20 protein-coding genes and 2 pseudogenes are annotated in these 19,166 nt (G+C 60.8%); 8 read left to right on the forward strand and 14 right to left on the reverse strand.

What is annotated here, in order from left to right:
• A pseudogene (locus tag LH128_RS34365) lies at positions 1–188 on the forward strand (IS6 family transposase); the annotation flags it as partial.
• 53 nt (positions 189–241) lie between these two features.
• Here the strand turns inward: LH128_RS34365 and LH128_RS34035 are convergent.
• Positions 242–1,885 (reverse strand): annotated as a pseudogene (locus LH128_RS34035) (DUF4158 domain-containing protein); the annotation flags it as partial.
• A 95-nt stretch (positions 1,886–1,980) separates the two neighbouring features.
• On the opposite strand from LH128_RS34035, the gene LH128_RS06370 reads away from it, so the two are divergent.
• Together LH128_RS06370 and LH128_RS06375 are read left to right on the forward strand one after the other, a co-directional pair.
• Positions 1,981–2,610 (forward strand): recombinase family protein, encoded by a 630-nt coding sequence (locus tag LH128_RS06370; RefSeq protein WP_008828771.1) that lies wholly within the window; start codon positions 1,981–1,983, stop codon positions 2,608–2,610.
• Positions 2,607–3,167 (forward strand): hypothetical protein, encoded by a 561-nt coding sequence (locus LH128_RS06375; RefSeq protein ID WP_008828772.1) that lies wholly within the window; start codon positions 2,607–2,609, stop codon positions 3,165–3,167. Before LH128_RS06370 ends, LH128_RS06375 begins: the two co-directional genes overlap by 4 nt.
• Before the next feature lie 61 nt (positions 3,168–3,228).
• Here the strand turns inward: LH128_RS06375 and LH128_RS06380 are convergent, their stop codons facing one another.
• Positions 3,229–3,810, reverse strand: coding sequence for an AAA family ATPase (locus tag LH128_RS06380; RefSeq protein WP_008828773.1), 582 nt, complete (start codon positions 3,808–3,810; stop codon positions 3,229–3,231).
• Here LH128_RS06380 and LH128_RS06385 point away from each other — a divergent pair.
• The 4 genes from LH128_RS06385 to LH128_RS06400 all read left to right on the forward strand — a co-directional run bounded on the left by LH128_RS06385 (position 3,799) and on the right by LH128_RS06400 (position 7,377).
• The gene (locus tag LH128_RS06385) at positions 3,799–4,461 is read left to right on the forward strand and encodes a GNAT family N-acetyltransferase (protein WP_327195080.1); all 663 of its coding nucleotides are present in this window, start codon (positions 3,799–3,801) and stop codon (positions 4,459–4,461) included. The genes LH128_RS06380 and LH128_RS06385 overlap by 12 nt on opposite strands.
• A gap of 549 nt (positions 4,462–5,010) precedes the next feature.
• On the forward strand, positions 5,011–5,460 hold the full coding sequence (locus LH128_RS06390) for a LexA family protein (RefSeq protein ID WP_037518111.1): 450 nt from the start codon (positions 5,011–5,013) through the stop codon (positions 5,458–5,460).
• Positions 5,461–5,466: 6 nt separating this feature from the next.
• Positions 5,467–6,729 carry a Y-family DNA polymerase gene (locus LH128_RS06395; RefSeq protein ID WP_008828776.1) on the forward strand — a complete coding sequence of 421 codons (1,263 nt, stop codon included), beginning with the start codon at positions 5,467–5,469 and terminating at the stop codon, positions 6,727–6,729.
• A gap of 21 nt (positions 6,730–6,750) precedes the next feature.
• Positions 6,751–7,377 carry an SOS response-associated peptidase family protein gene (locus LH128_RS06400; RefSeq protein ID WP_008828777.1) on the forward strand — a complete coding sequence of 209 codons (627 nt, stop codon included), beginning with the start codon at positions 6,751–6,753 and terminating at the stop codon, positions 7,375–7,377.
• A gap of 69 nt (positions 7,378–7,446) precedes the next feature.
• On the opposite strand, the gene LH128_RS31985 is transcribed toward LH128_RS06400, so the two are convergent.
• A complete protein-coding gene (locus LH128_RS31985) occupies positions 7,447–7,767 on the reverse strand; it encodes a hypothetical protein (protein WP_327195081.1) in 321 nt (106 codons plus the stop codon).
• Between the two features lie 41 nt (positions 7,768–7,808).
• Between LH128_RS31985 and LH128_RS06405 the strand changes: the two genes are divergently transcribed.
• On the forward strand, positions 7,809–8,027 hold the full coding sequence (locus LH128_RS06405) for a hypothetical protein (protein ID WP_008828778.1): 219 nt from the start codon (positions 7,809–7,811) through the stop codon (positions 8,025–8,027).
• Here LH128_RS06405 and LH128_RS06410 read toward each other — a convergent pair.
• The 11 genes from LH128_RS06410 to LH128_RS06460 are packed head-to-tail and all read right to left on the reverse strand — an operon-like array spanning position 8,017 to position 19,164.
• Positions 8,017–10,851, reverse strand: a complete 2,835-nt coding sequence (locus LH128_RS06410; RefSeq protein WP_008828779.1) for a conjugal transfer protein TraG N-terminal domain-containing protein — start codon at positions 10,849–10,851, stop codon at positions 8,017–8,019. The genes LH128_RS06405 and LH128_RS06410 overlap by 11 nt on opposite strands.
• A 15-nt stretch (positions 10,852–10,866) precedes the next feature.
• A complete protein-coding gene (locus LH128_RS06415) occupies positions 10,867–12,357 on the reverse strand; it encodes a conjugal transfer protein TraH (RefSeq protein ID WP_008828780.1) in 1,491 nt (496 codons plus the stop codon).
• Positions 12,357–13,232, reverse strand: a complete 876-nt coding sequence (locus tag LH128_RS06420) for a conjugal transfer protein TraF (RefSeq protein ID WP_008828781.1) — start codon at positions 13,230–13,232, stop codon at positions 12,357–12,359. Before LH128_RS06420 ends, LH128_RS06415 begins: the two co-directional genes overlap by 1 nt.
• Positions 13,219–13,629, reverse strand: a complete 411-nt coding sequence (locus LH128_RS06425; RefSeq protein ID WP_139375877.1) for a hypothetical protein — start codon at positions 13,627–13,629, stop codon at positions 13,219–13,221. Before LH128_RS06425 ends, LH128_RS06420 begins: the two co-directional genes overlap by 14 nt.
• Positions 13,607–15,478: a conjugal transfer protein TraN gene (locus LH128_RS06430; RefSeq protein WP_008828783.1), complete on the reverse strand. Its 1,872-nt coding sequence runs from the start codon at positions 15,476–15,478 to the stop codon at positions 13,607–13,609. The genes LH128_RS06425 and LH128_RS06430 overlap by 23 nt, the downstream gene beginning before the upstream one ends.
• A 1-nt stretch (position 15,479) precedes the next feature.
• Positions 15,480–16,229, reverse strand: a complete 750-nt coding sequence (gene trbC / locus LH128_RS06435) for a type-F conjugative transfer system pilin assembly protein TrbC (protein WP_327195082.1) — start codon at positions 16,227–16,229, stop codon at positions 15,480–15,482.
• 12 nt (positions 16,230–16,241) lie between these two features.
• Positions 16,242–17,222, reverse strand: coding sequence for a conjugal transfer pilus assembly protein TraU (traU, locus tag LH128_RS06440; protein WP_083910127.1), 981 nt, complete (start codon positions 17,220–17,222; stop codon positions 16,242–16,244).
• Positions 17,223–17,254: 32 nt separating this feature from the next.
• Positions 17,255–17,533: a hypothetical protein gene (locus LH128_RS06445; RefSeq protein WP_008828786.1), complete on the reverse strand. Its 279-nt coding sequence runs from the start codon at positions 17,531–17,533 to the stop codon at positions 17,255–17,257.
• Positions 17,533–18,171, reverse strand: a complete 639-nt coding sequence (gene traW, locus LH128_RS06450) for a type-F conjugative transfer system protein TraW (protein WP_008828787.1) — start codon at positions 18,169–18,171, stop codon at positions 17,533–17,535. The genes LH128_RS06445 and traW overlap by 1 nt, the downstream gene beginning before the upstream one ends.
• The gene (locus tag LH128_RS06455; RefSeq protein ID WP_008828788.1) at positions 18,168–18,719 is read right to left on the reverse strand and encodes a S26 family signal peptidase; all 552 of its coding nucleotides are present in this window, start codon (positions 18,717–18,719) and stop codon (positions 18,168–18,170) included. The genes traW and LH128_RS06455 overlap by 4 nt, the downstream gene beginning before the upstream one ends.
• Positions 18,700–19,164, reverse strand: a complete 465-nt coding sequence (locus LH128_RS06460) for a TrbI F-type domain-containing protein (RefSeq protein WP_051211430.1) — start codon at positions 19,162–19,164, stop codon at positions 18,700–18,702. The genes LH128_RS06455 and LH128_RS06460 overlap by 20 nt, the downstream gene beginning before the upstream one ends.
• Positions 19,165–19,166: the final 2 nt, after the last annotated feature.

A 19,166-nucleotide genomic window follows, 5' to 3' on the forward strand; every position in this document is an offset into this window, starting at 1 on the left:
CGGCCTATGCCACGATCAAGGGATTCGAAGTCATGCGAGCCCTGCGCAAAGGACAGGCTCGCCCCTGGTGCCTGCAGCCCGGCATCAGGGGCGAGGTGCGCCTTGTGGAGAGAGCTTTTGGCATTGGGCCCTCGGCGCTGACGGAGGCCATGGGCATGCTCAACCACCATTTCGCAGCAGCCGCCTGATCGGCGCAGAGCGACAGCCTACCTCTGACTGCCGCCAATCTTTGCAACAGAGCCAGCCGATCGATCCGAAGTTCACCGTCCTCGATGCTTCCGTGGGGGATCGTGCCGTCGCGGGCGGCAGCCCCGAGCCGCTTCAGCCCCTCTTCCAGTCGCCTCGTTCGATCATCGAGCCAGGCATGAGGATCGCGTGGCAAGGTCAATCGACCCATTTGTTCCTGCGCCATCGCCAAGGGGACCAACACCTGGGTGATGTCGCCGTAGCGCCGGGAATGCGTCAGCCATATGTCCCCGGACCGGAAGGCGTCGCGCAAATGGAAAAGAATAGCCACTTCCTGAAGCCGACCGTCCCCGGCCTCCTGCGTCTTGAGATATCTGTGCCATTTGGAATTGGGACGGAGAAAATCGATGCCAGATTGAGCCGATGACCGGGTATCGCCGATTGCCATCGCCGCCGCAAAGAGCGGCTTCGCTATGGGAGCGCAACCAATCCTGAGGCAGCGAAGCATGCGCGGGGCGTAGCGGCGAAAACGATGGTATCCGCGCCCGACATGGGCAAGCGGTTCTTCCGCCATCGTCGAACTCAGTTGCCCCGCAATCGCCACCCACTCGTCAAGCCTGGCCCATTCCGGCGATTGCGTCAGTGCCGTCTCGATCGGTACGCCATCATTACGGGCCTCGATCATGGCCGCGCCCAATGTGGTGAACGCGCGCAGCGTGTCGGTGACGCTCGTGCGGGCGTCGCCAATACGGGCTTCGTGTAACTGCTTCGCTTCACGCCAGGTCTTGCCCACGATGCGATCATGGGTTTCCACCACCGTATCGCCTATGGCCGCTTCCCATTCGATGACGCAGGCGGCGAGAATGGCCAACCGGCGGTTCGCGCCTATATCGCGTGCGCCATCGGTGAAGTAACGTTCTCCCTGCCGGCGTAGCCGCGCAATCCGGTGGATCGGAACACCGGCGAGGCTCTGTACCGACAAACCTAAGCCCTGAAGGAATTCAAGCCTATCCAAAAGGCGGTTTGCTGCCGCCGAGTTATGGCCCACCTCAAATTTGCGGAGCCAGACGAACCGGCTGACATTGCCGGGCATGACTTCGGTCAGCAGCGCGCTCAGACGTTTACGCATTTCGGCATCAAGTCGGCCGACGATACGGGCTTCAATGTGACGTTCTGCAGCGACCAGTGCGTCAGCGCATAATCGCTCGATTGTCGATATCGCCGGCAAGATGGTCATCGTGTCGCGACAGCGTGCAACGAAGCGGCGGGCCAGATCTTCATTCGAGTAAGCCTGTTCCGCTTCCTCGACGAGCCACTGCCGAAAGGCCCGAGAATGACGACCTTGTCCCGGAAACATGCGATAGCCGTAAATACGGCGCAGCGATTCCATGTGTTGCTGCCGGGTCTGACGACGGACAGCGTAGCGCATGAGCGCCTCACCCGGGATACCGAGTTGGGCACCCAAAAAGGCCGAGATTGCCTGCGGGATCAGTTCGCCCGGAGCAAGAGCGCGTCCGGGATAGCGCAGCGCACATAGCTGAAGTGCGAACCCGATCCGGTTTTCCGCACGGCGCCTGCGCTCGATATGGATCAGGTCATCGTCGGCCAGGATGTAATGTCGCAATAGCGACGCTTCGTCTGTCGGGAGGTTGAGCAATGCCGAGCGCTGGCGCGCCGTCAGGATATGGCGTCTTGGCACAGGCGCATTGTCCCAGTTGATCAGAAGTCTGTTTTGGACAACATTGACCCCACGCAGATCAAGGGTTTTCGAGGCCTAAATCCAGAGGGGTTCAATTGGGACAGCGCGCCGCCATCTATGCCAGGGTCTCGACCGCTGACCAGTCGTGCGAGCGGCAGTTGCGCGACCTTGCCGCTTTCGCTGAGCGGGGTGGCTATGAAGTCGTGGAGGTGTTCCGGGAGACAGCCTCCGGCATGAAGGCGAACCGGGCCGCACGGAACCAGGTCATGAAGCTGGCACAGGCGCGACAGATCGATGCGATCCTTGTGACCGAACTGAGCCGGTGGGGCCGCTCAACTCAGGATCTGCTCGACACGTTGAACCGATTGTCCGGGTGGCGTGTGTCCGTGGTGGCGATGAGCGGCATGACGTTCGAGGTCGACACACCATATGGGCGGATGATGGCCACTTTGCTTGCCGGCATCGCGCAGTTCGAGCGCGACATGCTCAGCGAGCGTGTCCGTTCCGGCCTGGCCGCTGCCCAGGCACGAGGGCGCAAGCTCGGACGACAACCGGGAGAACGGCCCAAGTCCGATCGGCTTGGCCCCAAAGTGCTGGCGCTGGTTGAAGAGGGGCGCAGCTATCGCTGGATCGCGCGTGATCTTGGCCTAAGCAAGAACACGGTCGCTGCAATCGTCGGGCGGGCGAGAGTAGATGCCGCCCCTGGCGAGGAAATAGCGGCATGACAAAAGCGCCGCCGCGCCTGCCGCCCGATCCACGGCGCAAGGTACGCTTCCGTGAGATCGCTCGCGGCATCGTCGCCAAAGACCGTCATGACCGCAAATATGGTTACACTGTCGACACCGCCGGCGCTATCGCACAGGCGCTGGAGCGCGCGTATCGTGAAGGCGTACGAGACGGTCCAACAATTACTACCACGGTGCATGAGCAGCCCGATACAACGGGCCCTCTCGAATGGGCGATGATCCCGCCCCGACCCAGGGACGCCTTCTGGAGCATCTGCCTGTTTTTTCTTGGCCGGGAAGCGGATGATACCCGGAATGGTTACCTGGAGCCCGCGCTCACCGAGCGTGGTACGCCGGGATGGACGATGGTCGTGCCCGGGCGAAACCGGGAAAAAGTGATCGGTGATCGTACCATTGGCCCTCTCATCCGGCTTGGGCTCCTTGTGCATTCATCGGATGGGCCTGTTCACCTTCTTGTCACTGAGCGTGGGCAGGACACATGGCGACTTTTCTGCCAGCGGGGCGGGCGCTACCCCGAGGATCTGACCGACATCTGATCTACGCTCGACAGAATTTTGTAATGGCAGTTAGCGCCCCAAAACCGCCACCAGCAGTCGCCTATCTAAGCCGCCGGTGTGCGTCGGTCGCTTTCGCCAGACCCTGGACCACAAGATCAACGATCCGCTCGCGCAGCGCCCCGGCTGCATTCTCGGCCGACATATTGGTCACATCCAACTCGATCAGTTCTGGGACATCGGGTCGTTGTATGACATCAGCAGCAATGAAACTACGGAATGTGTCGCTATCTTTAAGCTTGCGATTGGAGCGGCTTACACTCTCAAGGCGGCGAACATTCTCTTCGGTCTCGGCCGTCAACACCACGGGGATTAGCGAGCAGTTTCGCGCGACAGCGAGATCTACGACGTGTTGCCATCCGATAAGTTCCCTCTCTGACGCGACGCAAAATGCGTTGGTCATGACGAAAATTTCGGACGTTGGGCGCTTCAGTAGGGCTGCATATGCGGCATGCCGCACAACTTCATAGAGTGGCCAACGGTCAGGATCGCTGAAGTGTGTACAGGCAAGCGCGACGTCATGTAACAAATGGTTGTCGATTAAGCGGGCATTGAGGCGCGTAGCGAGCTCGCGACCTATCGTGAGTTTGCCCACCCCTGGCCAGCCATTCAGATGAACGATCATCGTTCGCTTCTCTCAGATATTAAACATGCCTACAATGGAGCAGGCACACCCTCCGCCCACTTACCAGCCTGCACGCAGGTGTCTGGACAGCCTGGGATCAGTCACAAGGTAAGCATGGATAACCGGCCAACTGATCGATACAATCCAAGAATGGTCGAGATAAGAACAGAAAGGCTTTTGCTTCGGGAAGCTTGCGAGAATGACCTGCATGGGTTCCACGCCATACTCAGCGACACCCAGGCCATGGCGTTTTGGTACCGTCCACCGCATGAAAGCCTCGTGATCACACAGGAATGGTTGGCAGGTATGATCGGCATTGATCCTGCCATTGGCGAAGACTTTGCTGTTGAGTTTGAGGGCAAATTGATCGGCAAAGCAGGGCTACGGAAATTTCCTACTATTGGTTTTATCTTTCACCCCGCCGCGTGGGGTCGCGGTCTTGCGGCAGAATCGCTCCGACCCATCATTGATAGGGCATTCAGCAAGCATAGTTTGCCTTTGATCGAAGCGGACGTTGATCCGCGAAACTGGTCTTCATTACGCTTGCTCACCCGGCTCGGCTTCGTTGAGACCGGCCGTGCAAAGAGCACGAGCCTCGTCGGTGATGAATGGTGCGATAGCGTATATCTGCGTCTGCGCGCGGCACGCTGAAACGGCAGCTCCCCACCCATCACCCAGTCATCCGCTTAGGGTGTCATTTCGCCCCCTACCGGAACTGACCCCCTAATGGACCGGGCCGGTGCAATAGCCGCGATGCAGCAGGTGCATGAACGTCTGAAAGATCTGACGTCCTCATAAAACACAAGTTGAAAAGCAAAATTCAGCCCAATGGTATCGGACGGGACTCGCCGGACGCTTACAGCTAACCCGCTGATACCACTCAACTTAGTTTCGGATCGGGCTCTTAGAAGTGAGGGCAGCGCTTATCGAAGCCTGCCCTTGGAAGACTGCTGATATAAAGGCGAAAAGTTGGCCGGAAGGGCTTTAGAAAACGTCATTTGCCCAATACCAGTTTTTCGCGACACGGGCGCGATCGGATCGCATCCCAAAATCGTTGCCGATTCATAGGATACAGCCAGCGGTTTCCTGGCGGATCGGTCGCGCGCACATAAACTGTCCGCGAGCGTGATCGAAGCGCAATGTACGTGTTGTGTTTTTGCTATGTTCCCTTCGTGTTCATTTTTGCGGTATGAGCGACCAATGTCCACCACTCTTGCCATACCCCCGTCCACGCCGATTCCCCTCAGCGACCTCCCTCGGCCCGTGCAACTTAAGGTTGTCGGCGCGGCCGGCGCGGGCTTTCCCAGCCCCGCCCAGGACTGGGAGGAATCCGCGATTAACCTCGTGGACTTGCTGCGCCTCGATCGCGCCGCCAGCTTCGTGTTCCGTGTCAGCGGACAATCCATGCTCGATGCGGGCCTGTTCGATTCCGACGTGTTGGTGGTCGATCGTGATGCGAAGCCGGTGAACGGCCGCATCGTCATCGCCGTCGTCGATGGCGGCTTCGTCGTCCGCCAGCTCTGCGTCCGCAATGGCGTGCCAACGCTCGAGGCGCGCAACAGTCGCCTGCACTATGACCCTGTCGTCGCGGATGAGAGCGTCGAGGTGTGGGGCGTGGTCCGCGCCAGCGTCCGCAACCTTCAGGCCTGATCCGTCATGAGCTGGGCCATTGTCGATATCGAGAACTTCTACTGCTCGGCCGAGCGGGTCTTCGATCCCACGCTGCGCAATGTGCCGCTGATAGTATTATCGAATGGCGACGGATGCGCCATCGCGAGATCGGCAGAAGCCAAGGCGCTTCATATTTCGATGGGGGCACCCATGTTCAAGATTCGCGACATCGTGAAGCGGCATGGCGTGCAATATCGATCGAGTTCGTACGAGCTTTACTCGGATATGAATCGGCGCTTCAATATGGTGCTCTCCGAGTTCAGCGATACCGTCGAGATATATTCAATCGACGAATCGTTCTTCCATCTACCAGTTTTACCTTGTGGCCTTGGTGATGTCGAGCAGGCGCAGCGCATTCGCGCGACTATCAAACTACATGTTGGGCTGCCGACTCGGATTGGGCTTGGTCCGACACGGACCCTAAGCAAGGTCGCCAACGCTTTGGCGAAGGCGTCCGAGAAAGTCTGGAACGGCGTCATCGACCTGCACGACGAGGGGCTGCGCCGGCGCATGTTCGCCAAATGGCCAATCGAGGAGGTGTGGGGTATCGGCAAGGCTATGGCAAAACGGCTGCACCCGCTCGGCATCCGCACGACGGCCGATCTTGCAGCGATGCACCCTGACATCGCTCGTGACGTCGGGACTGTCGTGCTCGAGCGCTTAGTGCGCGAGTTGAACGGCGTCGAATGCAGTGACTTCCAACCTGAGCCGGAAGCACTGAAGTCTACGGCGGTGACGCGCACGTTCGGAGATCCGGTCCACGATCGCGAGGTACTGCGTGAAGCGATGGTGCGAAGGGCTGTACGCGCGGCCGAGAAAATCCGCGCTCAAAAACTTCAGGCTTGCCGGTTGTTCGCATTCGCGCACGGAAGCCGGTTCAAGCCTAATGCACCGTCGGCCTCCAAGGTGGCACGGCTTTCGCCCTCCACCAACGATCCGCGCGTTATTGCTGGAACCGCAGCGCGCATGGCCGAAGCGATGTTCGAGCAGGGCGCGGTCTACACCAAATGCGGCATAATGCTGGAAGGTCTTGAAGCGGAATCAGGAGCGCAGCACGATCTCTTTGCTGCGCCTGATCCCCGTTCGCCTGCCTTGCTAGCCGCGCTTGACGGCATCAACGACAGGTTCGGGCGTAATACGCTGCGCCTCGCCTCCGAAGGTATGGGCGCCAAATCGTACGATACCAAACGGACCTTCAAAAGCCCGTCATGGACCACGCGCATCGACCAAGTGCCCGTCGCGCGCTAAAGCCAAGCCAAGGAATCGGCCATGTGTAACCGTGCACGCCTGAAGAACGAGCCGGAGACTCTATTTGGCTCGGCTGCGAAACTATTCAGCGCTCGGCCGCGCGACAACCGGTTCGATCCGCAGGAGTTGCGGCCCAAGGGGCGCTGCTACGTAATTCGCGAGGACGCAGGCCAGCGTGCCTGGGACGTGATGACGTGGGATGTGCTGGGCGGTAAGGCACCTTGGCCGATGACCAACGTGCGCAAGCTGGCGCTGCCACAGTGGCGCGTGCTTGCCGAGAAGCCCGGCAACCGGTGCATTGTCCCACTCACCGAGTTTTGTGAGTTCACGCCAGACAAGCACGACCTTGCCGATGGCAAGCCACCGCTGAAGGGCGAGATGTGGTTCTCAGTGACCAATCAACCCGTGTTCGCTGTGGCGGGCCTTTGGCAAACCACCGAAAAGGGAAACGGGTTCGCCATGGTGACATGCGATGCCAACGACCTGGTGGCGCCGATCCATCCCAAAGCGATGATCACGATCCTCGATCCCAAGGATGTCGATACCTGGTTGCGCGGCTCCTACGACGATATTGCTGCCCTTCAGCGACCCTACGAGGCCCGCAGTATGAGCGTGCGCGGGCCTGTTTTTCCGACGCGCAATCGGTAGGCTTGAAACGAGTGATCCTAGGAACGACCGGACATTAGGTTCAAGTGGTTTGCCAAAGCGTTTGGCTCATTAAGGCGCCAGCCAGATCAGAACCATCGTCAGTGATGCGCAAAAAAGCGAAAGCCAAATCGCTATCTGACTGTAGATGTGCAGGGCGACGCCCACCCATGAATACTTTCTCCGTAGGATTGCACCGCTGCCCACCGCGATGAAGAAAGCGACGACAATGGGGGCAGCGATCGAGGGAGAACGATGCAAAGAAGCTTCCGCGAGCGGAAGAAGCCCTAGCGCCGAGACAATCAGCCACGAGAATCCGAGCGCGCAGTAGCCAATCGGATCATCGCTGTATCTACCTATCCCGGCAGACCGATTTCTTGGGTTTGTTGCCATGATGTTCTCGTTATGCTATCCTCCGCTTGGAGGAAGGTCCAATGAGTTTCGATCTGAATATCTATACCGCGACATTGAACAATCCAAACGGTCCAATCTTCGTACCGGAGATGACTGATTGGACGCCATCGTCCGATGATGATTCTGCGACTGCGTTGGAATTTTACGGGCCGCCAAGTCCTGCCGTGAAGATTGCCCTTCTCCTCAACGCAGTCATGCTTCTCGCATTTCTCGGATGGCTGCTGTCGATCATTTTCTAAGCTTGGGATCGCGGAAGTAGTCCTTATCCAATGCTTGATCAACTTCACGCTGCAGATCGGACCCGGCAATCACACTTTGAGTTCGTCCAGCTCTCTTGGCTGCAGATGTTGCTTCAATTTGTGACCTGCCGGCGCTGATCTGATCGGCTACCGCCGATCCATCACTTTGGCTCCCCAGGTTAACAGTGGGTTTGAGACCTGAAGGGTGATAACTGGCGGTAACATCTGCAGCATCCTGAACAGTCGGTGCGGTGAGGTTTTGCGCAAGTTCAGGCTCTTTCAAATACGGAGCGACTTCCTCGTAAATTGCCTCCCTGCGCTGCTCGAAGAACTTTGCAATGAGTGAATCCCGCGCTTGCCGCTGCGTAGCGTTCAGCACGACCTCGTTCAACCCTGGAGCATTCAGGGATGGGTTTATCGACTCTTGGTGGCGATACCATTGCTGGAGTTCCTGAGACAGGTTCTCACTCATCTGCAAATTATGAGTTTCGGCATAGCTGGCGTCCTGCGAGAGCTGCTGCGCTTTCTCTCTAAACTCGCGAGCCCGTGCCTCAAATGAGTTTGCAAGAGACAATGCTTCTTCGTGACTTTGTGAGGACGTGCTTGAGCGCGAGCTTCGGCTAAAGGTTCCGCTGCCGTCTTCGGTTCCCTCCCGTGCCGACAAGTTGGTACCATTCGAGTGTTCATCTCGAACACCATCAGTCGCCGCCATGCTGCTATCGCGAGAACGGGAATGATCTGTATTGTAGTGAAGGTTATTAGACTGCTGGATATTATTTGTTTTTTCCGCGCCGATCGTAGCGCTCGGAATTGGCAATTTCCGCTTTCCAGCAGCAACTGACCCGCCACCGCCACCGCCACCGCCACCGCCACCGCCTCCCATCCCAGCGCCAACTTTGGTCGAGAATATATCATTCAACGTCGATTGATGGCCGACACCGGCCTGAATGCGATCGGTAGAGCCGATACTATCGCGATTTTCCAGCCCGTCGAACTCGGACGACGAATTGCGGTCGAATTTCTCCGAATTGGTCCCAGATGTTGTTCGACTGCTGTGGTCCGATCCAGATGATGTTTCGGTAGACGTGCCATGGGCGGTTCGATCGGTCGACGTAGCCGTTCTGATTCGCGCTGCCGAATTTTCCAGAGACTCTGCGGCCCTCATGTAGCTGGATGCCGCTTGGCGATTTTCCGCTGCAAATCCAGTGCCTAGGCTCACTGACATCGGTAGTTTCGAGATGGCTCCGGTCGTATCGGTGACGATCGCGCCATTCTCCATATATGTGTCTGTCGAGCCGTTAGACCCTCTTACTGTGAAGGAGGATGCCCCTGTGGAGAAAGTCGGCGCATCGGACCACTGGTTGCTCTGCCGCATGTTCGACGTGAGGTTCGCAAAGCTGGTATTCCCGTAGGAATAATTTCCGGTAGTCTGCTCGACGGCCGCCGCCTCGGCGGCGTTCTGCGCCGGCGCCAGGATCGATGTCGCCTGCCCGGAAATGCTCATGGCACCGCGCGCCAGACCCGCCGCAATGAACGGCACGCTCATGAGCATGAAGCCGGCGATCGTCGCCGTCTCCGCGTTCACGGCCCCGATTCCAGCATAGCTCGAGAGGGTGATCCCGCCTTCAGCCACGGCGTTCGATGCGCTCTCTCCCCGCGTCATGCAGATCATATGCAGAATGACGTAGAGCGGTCCCCAGGCGGCGAGGTAGAAGAACCCCGTCACATACCCCTTGAGCGCCTGGACCCCGGTCTGCGGCATAAGGAAGAGGGGGAAGATCACCGGGAACATGGCGTAGAAGACGACGGTGAGCACGATGTTGAGGATCGGCACCCACGACATCGCCTGCATGGCAATCGAGTTGTAGGTGTTGCGAGCCTGGATGTCGGCGCGCGTCGCAGCAAAGGCATCCATCGACGCGCTGCCGGCACTTCCTCCCATGGCATCGCGAGCCTGCATGAAGGCGTTGATCGCCGTGGTCTGCCGCATCGCAGATGTGTAATCGCTCGACGATCCGGTGAAGGTCTGGTTCACGATCGGGACGTCTTGCCGTAGCTTCGCGGCCGCGGCCGTCTCGCTGAGGTTCGTGTAGGTCTGACGCCCCCAAAGCGGCGTCGAAGCATCGATGATAGTGTTCCATTGCCCTGTCAGCGCCTGATAGGCCGCCTGGCAAGTGATGATGGTGTTACTGACGGACCCGCCAGCCTCTTTCTGAAGCCAGACTTGCGATCGCGCAGGCGAGCCGGGCCCGATCGACGCCCAAAGGTCGGTGCTGCTCGCAAGATCCGTCAGCGACTTGAAGTTCAGCAGCACGTCGCCGAACACGCAGTTCTTGTAGTGGTTCTGCAGGTTGGTCGCGAACTCGGCATCGCGGATCTGGAAATTGCGGGTCGCATCGAACAGCCGTGATCCATAGATCATGCCGTTGTTGGAATAATTGAGCTGGCTCGGCATCGTGAACACGGTCTCGGCCGTGCGTGTGAGCCAATCGCCCACCTGGCTCGAGAAGCTGGCGATCACACCGAGCCCGAGCGGAACATTCGCGACCGTAGCCGGCGCGAGCGACGGGTTGATCCGATCCGTCACCTTCACGTCGACGGTCGGAACCATCAGACAGGAATAGATCAGGGTCGAACCGAGGAACCAGTTGAGCCACACGCGGAAATTGAGGGTGAATGCCACGGAGAGAAGGGCGTAGATCAGGCCGATGACCATCACCACCTTGATCAGCGATCCATAGCCGCCACCGCCCGTCCAGGCAGCAACGGCGTTGAACGTGTTGACGATGTATTCCCCGCCGCCGATCGTGAAAACCTCGACCATGGCCCTACCTCCCGCTTAGTTGAGCCCCTGGACGTTGAGACCACGCGAGAAATTCAGCGCGGCCGCCATCCCCGGCGACATGGCATTCTGCAATGTCGATTCCAGCATTATCGACTTGTTGATGAGCGAGATTGTGATGTTGAGCGTGTTCTTCACCTTCACGTCCCGCTCCGCATACTTGGCGCGAGCCTCGCCCAGCTGCTTGCGCCAGGTTTCCGCCGTTGACTGGTCTGCTGGCTGAAAATGGACCTGAGACTGCGTCACGCGATCGAGCATGTTTTCGATCATCGAACTCAGAAGATTGACGGCGACAATCTCTGCGAGAGCGTCGAGGTCGCCATCGATGTAGCCGCCATGGGCCATCGCCTCGACGGCCAGCAACTTGTAGAGCGGCACGGTGGTCAGCGCCAAAAGCTGCTGTTCAGCCCCCGATAGCGCGGCATCGCTACGGATCTTGTCCCGCATCGAGATGATCATGGTCTTGATGCGAGGGCGCAGCGCGACATTCGTCGGGATCGAGAGGTTCTGCTCCGACACCTGCAGGCACTTGTCATCGTCCGTACAGGTCAGGATTTTGGCGGTGTTGCCGGTCTGCGTGCCATCGAGGAGCGCCGTCACAACCGCATCCTCGGCGGGGCCGATATACTGGATCGAGGCGGGATTGCTGCCCTCGGCCTTGTTGACGATGATCGTGCCGACGACGGTCATCAGGTATTCGGAAAACTCGGCGTCGAAGGCACCGAACTTCTGGGACCGCTTCAGGGCCTCCCAGGTGTAATTGCGCGGCTCGCCCGGGATATGCTCGTTCATGTTCGGGTCGTTGTTACCCGAGAGCACATCGTCGATCTGGCCGTCGGCACCGCAGCCCTGGCGCGAACGCGCCCAATCCGAGAATACGCCCTGGCTGTTGCCCACGGCGGTACAGATCGTCGAGCGCGCACCCTGCATCTTGGGCCAGACTGCACCGACGAGGCCCTGCGCCGCCTCGCACGACGAGATGTTCATCTGGTTCATCTGCTGGGCGGCTTGCTGGAACTCACCCATGATCTTGCCGATTTCGGGCGAGACGCTGTCGATCGCCAGCTTGAAGGCGAAGCCGAGGGCATTGTTGGCGGTCGCTTTCAGCATCGCCACCATCTCAGAGGCGTTGATGAACGAGAATGAACCGGTGAATAGGTCGATACCGCCGCAACCAGCGCGTGCGCTCGGCAGCTGGAGGTTGAACGGCGACACGCTCTTTTGCGGGAAACGGGTCCATGCATTGCCAAGCGAGTAGTAGCCCGCCGACTGGCCTTGATAGGCGGTCGGGCCGGTCACGTTGGCAGCGCCGCCGGCGTCGTTGAAGAACGAGTTCATCGAGCTGGCGACGTCCGCGCGCGCGATGCCGATCGGCACCATGCTGGCTGCCCCGAGGCTCAGGGCGGCGGCGGCAAACCGCCGACGAAAGACGCGCAAGCGGGAGGAGGGTTTGCGCTGGGCGGAAGGGAAGGGGGGAAGCTCGGCCATCAGTAGTCACTCCCGACCTTGGTGTTGGTGAGCATGAAGATCCGGTCCATGATCTCGTCGGCCGAGAGGATGCCGAAGCCGATCGGGACGGTCTTTTTGGTGGCGGTATCGAAGAGGACCAGCGCCGGCGTCGCGTTACCCGGCACGCCCATTCGTTCGCGTTGACCGGAATCGACGACGTAATTCGGGAAGTCCTTGCTCGGGCCGCCATCCATCGAGACGGCCATGACGGCCAGCCCATGGCTGTCCGCAACCGAGCGCAGGATCGGCGCGAAGATTTCGCAGGCACCGCAGCTCTGCGCGAAGAAGTAGAACATACCATAGCGCTGGCCGAGATGCGCAAGCACCTGGCCGCGATCGGCGGTGCGATTGTCGGTCCACGCCCGCTTGGCGACCGTCGAGACAGGCCGCTGCAGCGTGTAGTCGATGTCCGGGTTCTGCCACAGGGCGCGCTGCCAGGTGTCGGAGAAGGTGGAGGCGCGATCGAGCTGCTCGCGCTGGAAGCGCACATAGGCGATCACGTTCTCTTCGCTCGGCTCGAGGATGGCGCGGGCCTTCAACTCGTCCAGTTGCCTTGCGATCGCGGCGATCCGCTCGCTGGCAGACTGCGCCGGTTCGGCCGCCTTCTGTTCGCTCGGTTTCGGCTTGGGCTTCTCGCAATAGAACCACTGCCCCAACTTGCGCTCGCGGCAATAGAAGTCATCGTTGTCCTCGCCTGCCTCGAGCCCGGCATCCTGCGGGGCGGCGAGCACCGGCAGGGGAAGGGCAGGGGCAAGAGCCAACAGAATCGCACCAAGGCGGGCAATGCGCCCGGGCAACCTGTCAGCGCTGCCACTTGGGCGGATCTCCAGTGCGTCACGCTCATTGGTCATCATCGACTGAGTGCTCCCCATCCAGTTCCTGCATTGCGATGCCCAGGACGGACATCATTCGGGCCACGTCGAGCATGCTCGTGCCCTGATCCATCATCCGAACCAGACCGCGCAGGTGTGTGCGGCCGTGCCGTCGCCCGTCGAGCGTCGGGCGAACACCGCCCGTCCGGCGAACGAGCCAGCCCTTCTCGATCATCGCGCGGAACCGCTGCTCGATCTCGAAAGGGTCGATATGGCAATCGAACCAGTGTCCGATCGTCGCGGAAACCTCGCCTGCAGGCGTGACCTTGCTGACGCGGTGGACCCGCATGAAGATCGCAAGGTCGAGAACGCTCATATCGATCAGGCATGGCACGCAGGTGCCAGCGCCGCCGGCGTCATTGGCTGGTGTGGATGTCATAGTAGTCCTGGATCTTGTCCTGGATTTCGCTGAGCGTGCTGACTTCGTCTGGCAGCTTGGCGGCGTCCACGAACTCGGAATAAACCTCGGTGAAGTCCATGACGGACAGATCGAGGCGCGAAAACTCGTCGATGGTGAAACCCTCGCACTGCTCCTTCTTGGGCTTGCCCCATGGCTTGTTCAGCTGGGGGCGGCCCTGCTCCTGAAGGATGCGAGAGAGCTTGCTCTCAAAGCAGCAATAGGCCGTTCGCTTGGTCTTGCAGATCCCGAGGACGCTCGAGGAGCAATAGGTGCCGACCTTGTGGCAGAAACCCATGCGATCCTTGATGTCGAGCATCTTCTCCTCGCTCGAGCACAGGAACATGGTGAGGAACGGGGTGGCCAGTGCAGCAATGGCCGTCGGGCCACCGGCCAGGGCGGCAGCGCCGGCGCCAGCGGTCAGCAGGCCCGAGGTCTTGCCGGCGCAGCAATTGACCAAACCGAAAACCGGCTTGTGGCAGGTTTCGCGTGTCCCGGAGAAGACGGTGAAGTTCTCTTCGTCGAACTCCTCCCCGGCCTGGCCCAGCGCATGCAGCGCAACCAGCGCATCCTTGAACTCGGTCGAAGCCTCGCGCTCGATCGTCTCGCAATCCCCGTTTATGCAGTAGACGTCGTTGCCGCAGACATATTGCTTGGGATCGTTGCCCGGCGTTGTCGGGACCGGGCAGCGATACACCTTCTGGCTGACCTTGCAGGCGCCAGGGGTGTAATCGGGATCGTCCTCGTCATCGATGCACTCGTCGCGGACGTAGCTGCATTCGGGCTTGTCATCGAGCTCGCCGCAGTCGTTGCCCTGCGTGATCTCGTTGCAGGTATAATTCGTCTGCCACGCCCAGCAGGGCTGCGTTACCGGCACGCCGTTGATGATGCGGGTTTGCGGGTCGCTGTCGGTGCAAACCTCAGCGCTCTGCGCCACGCACTGTGTATTGTTCTCGAGCGCCGTGCAGCCGTTGACCTTGTTGGTCGAAATGACGGGCGCCGCGTTATCGACCCTGAACCAGTGCTGCCCGGTTGTGCGCGAAATCACCGGATATGTTCCGGAGAAGATAGTGTTGCCCTTAACGCTGGCCTGCACCGAGCACTCCATCACCTGAAGCAGCTGGTTGCCAAAATCCTTGTTGCAGCTACCCGCCGCCGTCGACCCATACTCGGCCATCGTGCCGCAGTAGGATGCCGTCCCGACCGCCTTGCAGGTTCCCGCAGCGATCTCATCGGCCATGCTGTCGGGGTCAACGTAAGGACCGATGGTCGACATATGGTAATAGTAGAGGGTCCGGTTCTCGACCGAGACGTTGAGCGTCGACGTGCACGTGCGCGGCACCTCGTCGAGCTTGGAGCCATAATTACAGGTCGCCTCGTAGTAGCTGACATTGCCGCCACCGGGGGGCAGGGGCGTGCAGCTGCCCGCCTGACCGCCCATTTGTTCGCCCTGCAGGTAGGTGTCCGGGTTCGCCTCGATCTCCGTCGCGCGCCGTGTCGTGTCGAGGATCTCCTGGGCATCGAACTGCGGCCGCGTCTTATTGCGATCGGTCGATACCGCGAAAGCCTCGTTGCTGCTCGCCTGCGCGCCGGCATCGGCCACCAGCTTGTCGGGATCGTCGAAGTAGCCGCTTTGAGGCAGATCGGTCCCCTGATACCCCGGCACCTGGTCGCGCATGGTTTCGCTTGGCACCAAAGCGTCATTGGCGCGCATGTCCGTCGCGAAGCTCTTGCCGTCCTCCTTCGCCTCCTGAACCGTGCTCTGGGCGAGCACCGCCCCGGCGCCGGCGAAAGCGATCGGGAGGATCAGGGAAAGGGCGAGGCGCCGCATCTCAGCTGGCCTTGCCCATGTTGCGCAGCGCGACCGAGGCAACGCCGGCGCCGGGGCCATGACCATCGACGAAGGACTCGAGCACGTAATTGACCGAGACGTTGCCGGTCATGCGATCGTGCGGGGGCACCACCGTCTTGCAGTTGAGGCCGGCGCACAGATCGAACTCGGAGGACACCGCAACGTAAGTCGGGACGGCCGTCACATCGAAGGCGCGGAAGAGGCGCGGATCGATCCCGACATTGGAAAGCTGGTCCTTTTCCGTGACCACCTTGGCGAGCCCGGAGGTGAACGCCTTCAGCGAATTAATCGGGAAGCCGCGAAAGACGATGATACCACCGGCCTTCGACGTATCCGCGATCAGCTGACGCAGCGCCTTGGGCGGCATCGAGAGGCTCGCAAAGACGATGAACTGCGGCGCATCACCCTTGGTCCCCGCCACATTCTGCGAGGCGCCCTGGATGATCTCGTCGAAATCGAACGGGCCATCACCGTTCATAGGCAGATCCGCCTTGGCCAGATCGGTCAGGCTGTCGGTGCCTTGCTGCTGGACGGCAAGCGCTTCTTCCCGGAAGGCATCGCCGCGACCCTTGACGTGATCGGCAAAGGTGTGGGCATCCTCCTGCATCGCGGCCGCACGTTTGCGCACCGCATCGAGATCGAGGCCGTCGATGTTCTGAGCGATGGCCTGGATGCCGCCGATGGCGGTGAGGCTCGCAATCGCGCCCAGGACCATGGTTCTGCGTCGCATCGGATATGTCTCCTAGAGCACACAACAGTTACGCTTGCGCCACACGAGGTAGCCCATGTCCTCGCCCTGGACGGGGTAGGCACGGCCGGTCTGCGGCGGCAGGGTGGATGCACCGATGGGTGAGCAACCGAGCTTCCCGCTCACCGTCGGGATCGGATTGGTCATCTGAATGCGGTATTGCTGCTTCTTGAGCACCGGCATCAGGTACTTGTCGCAGAGGCCCTTGCTGCCCATGGTGCCCCACGCGAGACCCTGCCGGTGCATCTTGAAGGCGAAGCGTGAAAGGGCGAGGCGGGAAGCCTGAACATGGCCGATCGACGAGGAGATGTTGCCATTCATCGGGTACATCGAGCCCTGGCAGCCTGCGCACCAGAAGGTCACATCGAGAGGGAGGCGCGCCGTAGCCGCGATACAGTCGCCGGCGCAGGCCGCCTTGGCGATCGGATTGGCGAAGATCACGACCTCGGGATTGATGATCGTGGTCAGCGTATCGTCCTGCCAGAGCGGATCGACCTCGGTCATGTAGGCGATGTCGAACGACGCCTGCTCGAAGCAGAGGAAGTCGGTCAGGATCTCCATCCAGTAGAGCAGGGGATAAACGTACCAGTGGACGTGCCACTTGGACGTATTCTGCGCCTGACCGCCGACCTGCGACGGCCCCGTGAACTGGCCCTGGCCGATGTCGAAACCCGGGGCGATCTTCATGCCGCCAAGGTTCACGAAGCACCACGGCTTCACCGAGACGTCAGCCAGGCGAACCGGCTCCCAGAAGCCTGCGGCGATACCGATGCGCGGGATCGGGCTGCCACAGGCGCAGATCGGCAGGCTCGGGTTATTGGTGTCCGGACGAGTGCTCGGCCAGATGCTGAGGCCACCGATCGACAGTGGGAACAGGCAGGACCAGCAGACGTCGGTGATCGGGTTCACGAACTTGCCGGTGCAGCGTGACTGCGCCTGCGCGGAAGGTGCGATCAGCGCAGAGGCGATGAACATCGCGAAGATCGCGACGAGGCAACGCAGCGCCTTCACGACACCGGCTCCTGCGAGGTCGCGGCATCGAGCCATGCCTGATCGGCCCGGTTCTTTCGCGCGACGTAGAGCGCGGTGTAGGCGGCCGTCGAAACCAGCAGCGCTGCGATGCCAACGGGCGCGAGCCTGCCCAGCAGGGCTGTCAGCGGCGTGATGAACGTGACACCCAGCGCGCAAAGAATGCACAGCCCCTGGAAGGTGCGACGCATGGCCTTGAGGCGAGGCGTCTCGGGCGCGGCCATCGGCGTCTTCAGCAAGTCGAGCCACAGCGGCATCAGCTTGCCCCCTTCAGCTTGATCTCGGAAACCTTGATGACCTTGCCGTCCTGCTCGGCGACGGCGGGCGTATGGCGCACCCCGAACTTGCCGGTCAGGCGGCCCTCCTGATCAAAATAGAACCGCCTTTTGCGGGCGGTCATCTCCTCGATCGGCGAGCCCGACACGAGGATGATCTTGGCCTTGAGGTCGGAATACTGGCTGGTTGCCCATTCCATCTGCGCCTTGTCGTCGCCATCGACGAAGACGAGGGCCTGGTGCATCGCCACGAAGTCCAGAGGATTCACCGTCTGCCCGGCGCGAGCGACGAAGTTGCCCTTCTGGTCCTTCACGTCCTTCTCGATGACGATCGTCGGATCGAAGGCCCAGACCCGCGCCTGCGTTGCCGGCGTGATCCCGGCAACCGGCGTCGGCCGACGAACCTTGGCCTCGGCGCGCCGCGCGAACTCGGCATTCATCCGGTCGATCCCGCCCGATGCCTGTAGGTTCTGAAGGCGCTGCTCGATCACCGAGAGAAGATCCGTCTCGATGACCGGAAAAGTCTGACCGACGACACCGTGATCGCTGGCCTGGCCTGCAGACGACAAGGTCAGCGAGCACAGGATGACGAGGGCACTGTTTTCGAGGAGCCGCTTCACAGGATCGCCTCCCCGACACCGACAATCTTCCCGGCGCAGGCATAGCCGATCGCGGCATAGCGGCTGTCGAAGCCGTCCTTGTGCGGCGTGCCAACGAAGTAGCACTGCGGCGGGATTACGCCCACAGGTCCGGCAGCAAGCAGCTCACCAAAGCGGGTGCGCGGCTTCATGCGCGCCACGACCTTGCCGTTCACCAGCACTTCGGCGCCGCGATGGCTGACGATGTCTCCCGGCATGCCGTAGACGATCTTGCCGAACATCTGCTTCTTCGCGCCGAAGTGGCGCACGACCAGCGGATGAGCGGGCGGCACGAAGAAAACGTACTGGCCGCGCTCCGGCTTGGCGGTCTTGTGGATCACGAAGGCCCAATTGGGCAGCGATTCCGAAGTGTTGATGAGAAGACCGTGGCTATCGCGCCAGTCGCTGATTGCGGAATAGACGGCGCTGCCCGCGATCAGGAGACCGATCGGTCCCCATAGCCGCATGTTGGGCCGCCAGCGGCGCGGCTTTGCCTCGACCGGGAGGGGCTCACTGACCGCCTGCGCCATAAGACCCTCCAAAGCTCGCGGGATCAGCCATCGGCGCCGCAGCTGCGGGCGCCTGTTCCGGCATCGGCCCGAACGCGCTTGCTCCCGCAGCAGCCTGAGGCGCGGGCGGATTGATCGGCACCTGCGGGATCGGACCGTCACTACCGCTCTGCATCAACTGTTCTGCAGAGGCGGGCGTCGGCCGCTTCACGCCAGAGGCATAGACCGCCTTCATCACATCCGGCGTGATGTCCTCGACGCCCTTGGAGAGCACCGCCTCGCCGACAAGGATCACCTGTCCCGAAGCGCTGCGGCGCTGCAGCTCGCCATCGAGCGAAGTCATGAACTTGCGCATCTCGGCTTCGACCTCCTGGGGAGGGCTGGCGCTGCGCGCCTGCGCCTGCACATAGTCGCCGACGATGCTCGAGAGATTGGCCTTCACGATCTTCTGCGGCGGGGTGATGATCG

The sequence above is a fragment of the Sphingomonas sp. LH128 genome, from assembly GCF_000293195.2.
Lineage (GTDB): Bacteria > Pseudomonadota > Alphaproteobacteria > Sphingomonadales > Sphingomonadaceae > Novosphingobium > Novosphingobium resinovorum_A.

Coding starts and splice junctions, on each gene's coding strand:
- LH128_RS06445 (WP_008828786.1), bottom strand. CDS start 17,533: ATGCCGCTGTGGCTCGACTTGCTGAAGACGCCGATGGCCGCGCCCGAG.
- LH128_RS06425 (WP_139375877.1), bottom strand. CDS start 13,629: ATGACATCCACACCAGCCAATGACGCCGGCGGCGCTGGCACCTGCGTG.
- LH128_RS06420 (WP_008828781.1), bottom strand. CDS start 13,232: ATGATGACCAATGAGCGTGACGCACTGGAGATCCGCCCAAGTGGCAGC.
- LH128_RS06400 (WP_008828777.1), top strand. CDS start 6,751: ATGTGTAACCGTGCACGCCTGAAGAACGAGCCGGAGACTCTATTTGGC.
- LH128_RS06380 (WP_008828773.1), bottom strand. CDS start 3,810: ATGATCGTTCATCTGAATGGCTGGCCAGGGGTGGGCAAACTCACGATA.
- LH128_RS06410 (WP_008828779.1), bottom strand. CDS start 10,851: ATGGTCGAGGTTTTCACGATCGGCGGCGGGGAATACATCGTCAACACG.
- trbC (WP_327195082.1), bottom strand. CDS start 16,229: ATGCGACGCAGAACCATGGTCCTGGGCGCGATTGCGAGCCTCACCGCC.
- traU (WP_083910127.1), bottom strand. CDS start 17,222: ATGTTCATCGCCTCTGCGCTGATCGCACCTTCCGCGCAGGCGCAGTCA.
- LH128_RS06430 (WP_008828783.1), bottom strand. CDS start 15,478: ATGCGGCGCCTCGCCCTTTCCCTGATCCTCCCGATCGCTTTCGCCGGC.
- LH128_RS06415 (WP_008828780.1), bottom strand. CDS start 12,357: ATGGCCGAGCTTCCCCCCTTCCCTTCCGCCCAGCGCAAACCCTCCTCC.
- LH128_RS06455 (WP_008828788.1), bottom strand. CDS start 18,719: ATGGCGCAGGCGGTCAGTGAGCCCCTCCCGGTCGAGGCAAAGCCGCGC.
- LH128_RS06385 (WP_327195080.1), top strand. CDS start 3,799: ATGAACGATCATCGTTCGCTTCTCTCAGATATTAAACATGCCTACAAT.
- LH128_RS06390 (WP_037518111.1), top strand. CDS start 5,011: ATGTCCACCACTCTTGCCATACCCCCGTCCACGCCGATTCCCCTCAGC.
- LH128_RS06395 (WP_008828776.1), top strand. CDS start 5,467: ATGAGCTGGGCCATTGTCGATATCGAGAACTTCTACTGCTCGGCCGAG.
- LH128_RS31985 (WP_327195081.1), bottom strand. CDS start 7,767: ATGGCAACAAACCCAAGAAATCGGTCTGCCGGGATAGGTAGATACAGC.
- LH128_RS06375 (WP_008828772.1), top strand. CDS start 2,607: ATGACAAAAGCGCCGCCGCGCCTGCCGCCCGATCCACGGCGCAAGGTA.
- LH128_RS06405 (WP_008828778.1), top strand. CDS start 7,809: ATGAGTTTCGATCTGAATATCTATACCGCGACATTGAACAATCCAAAC.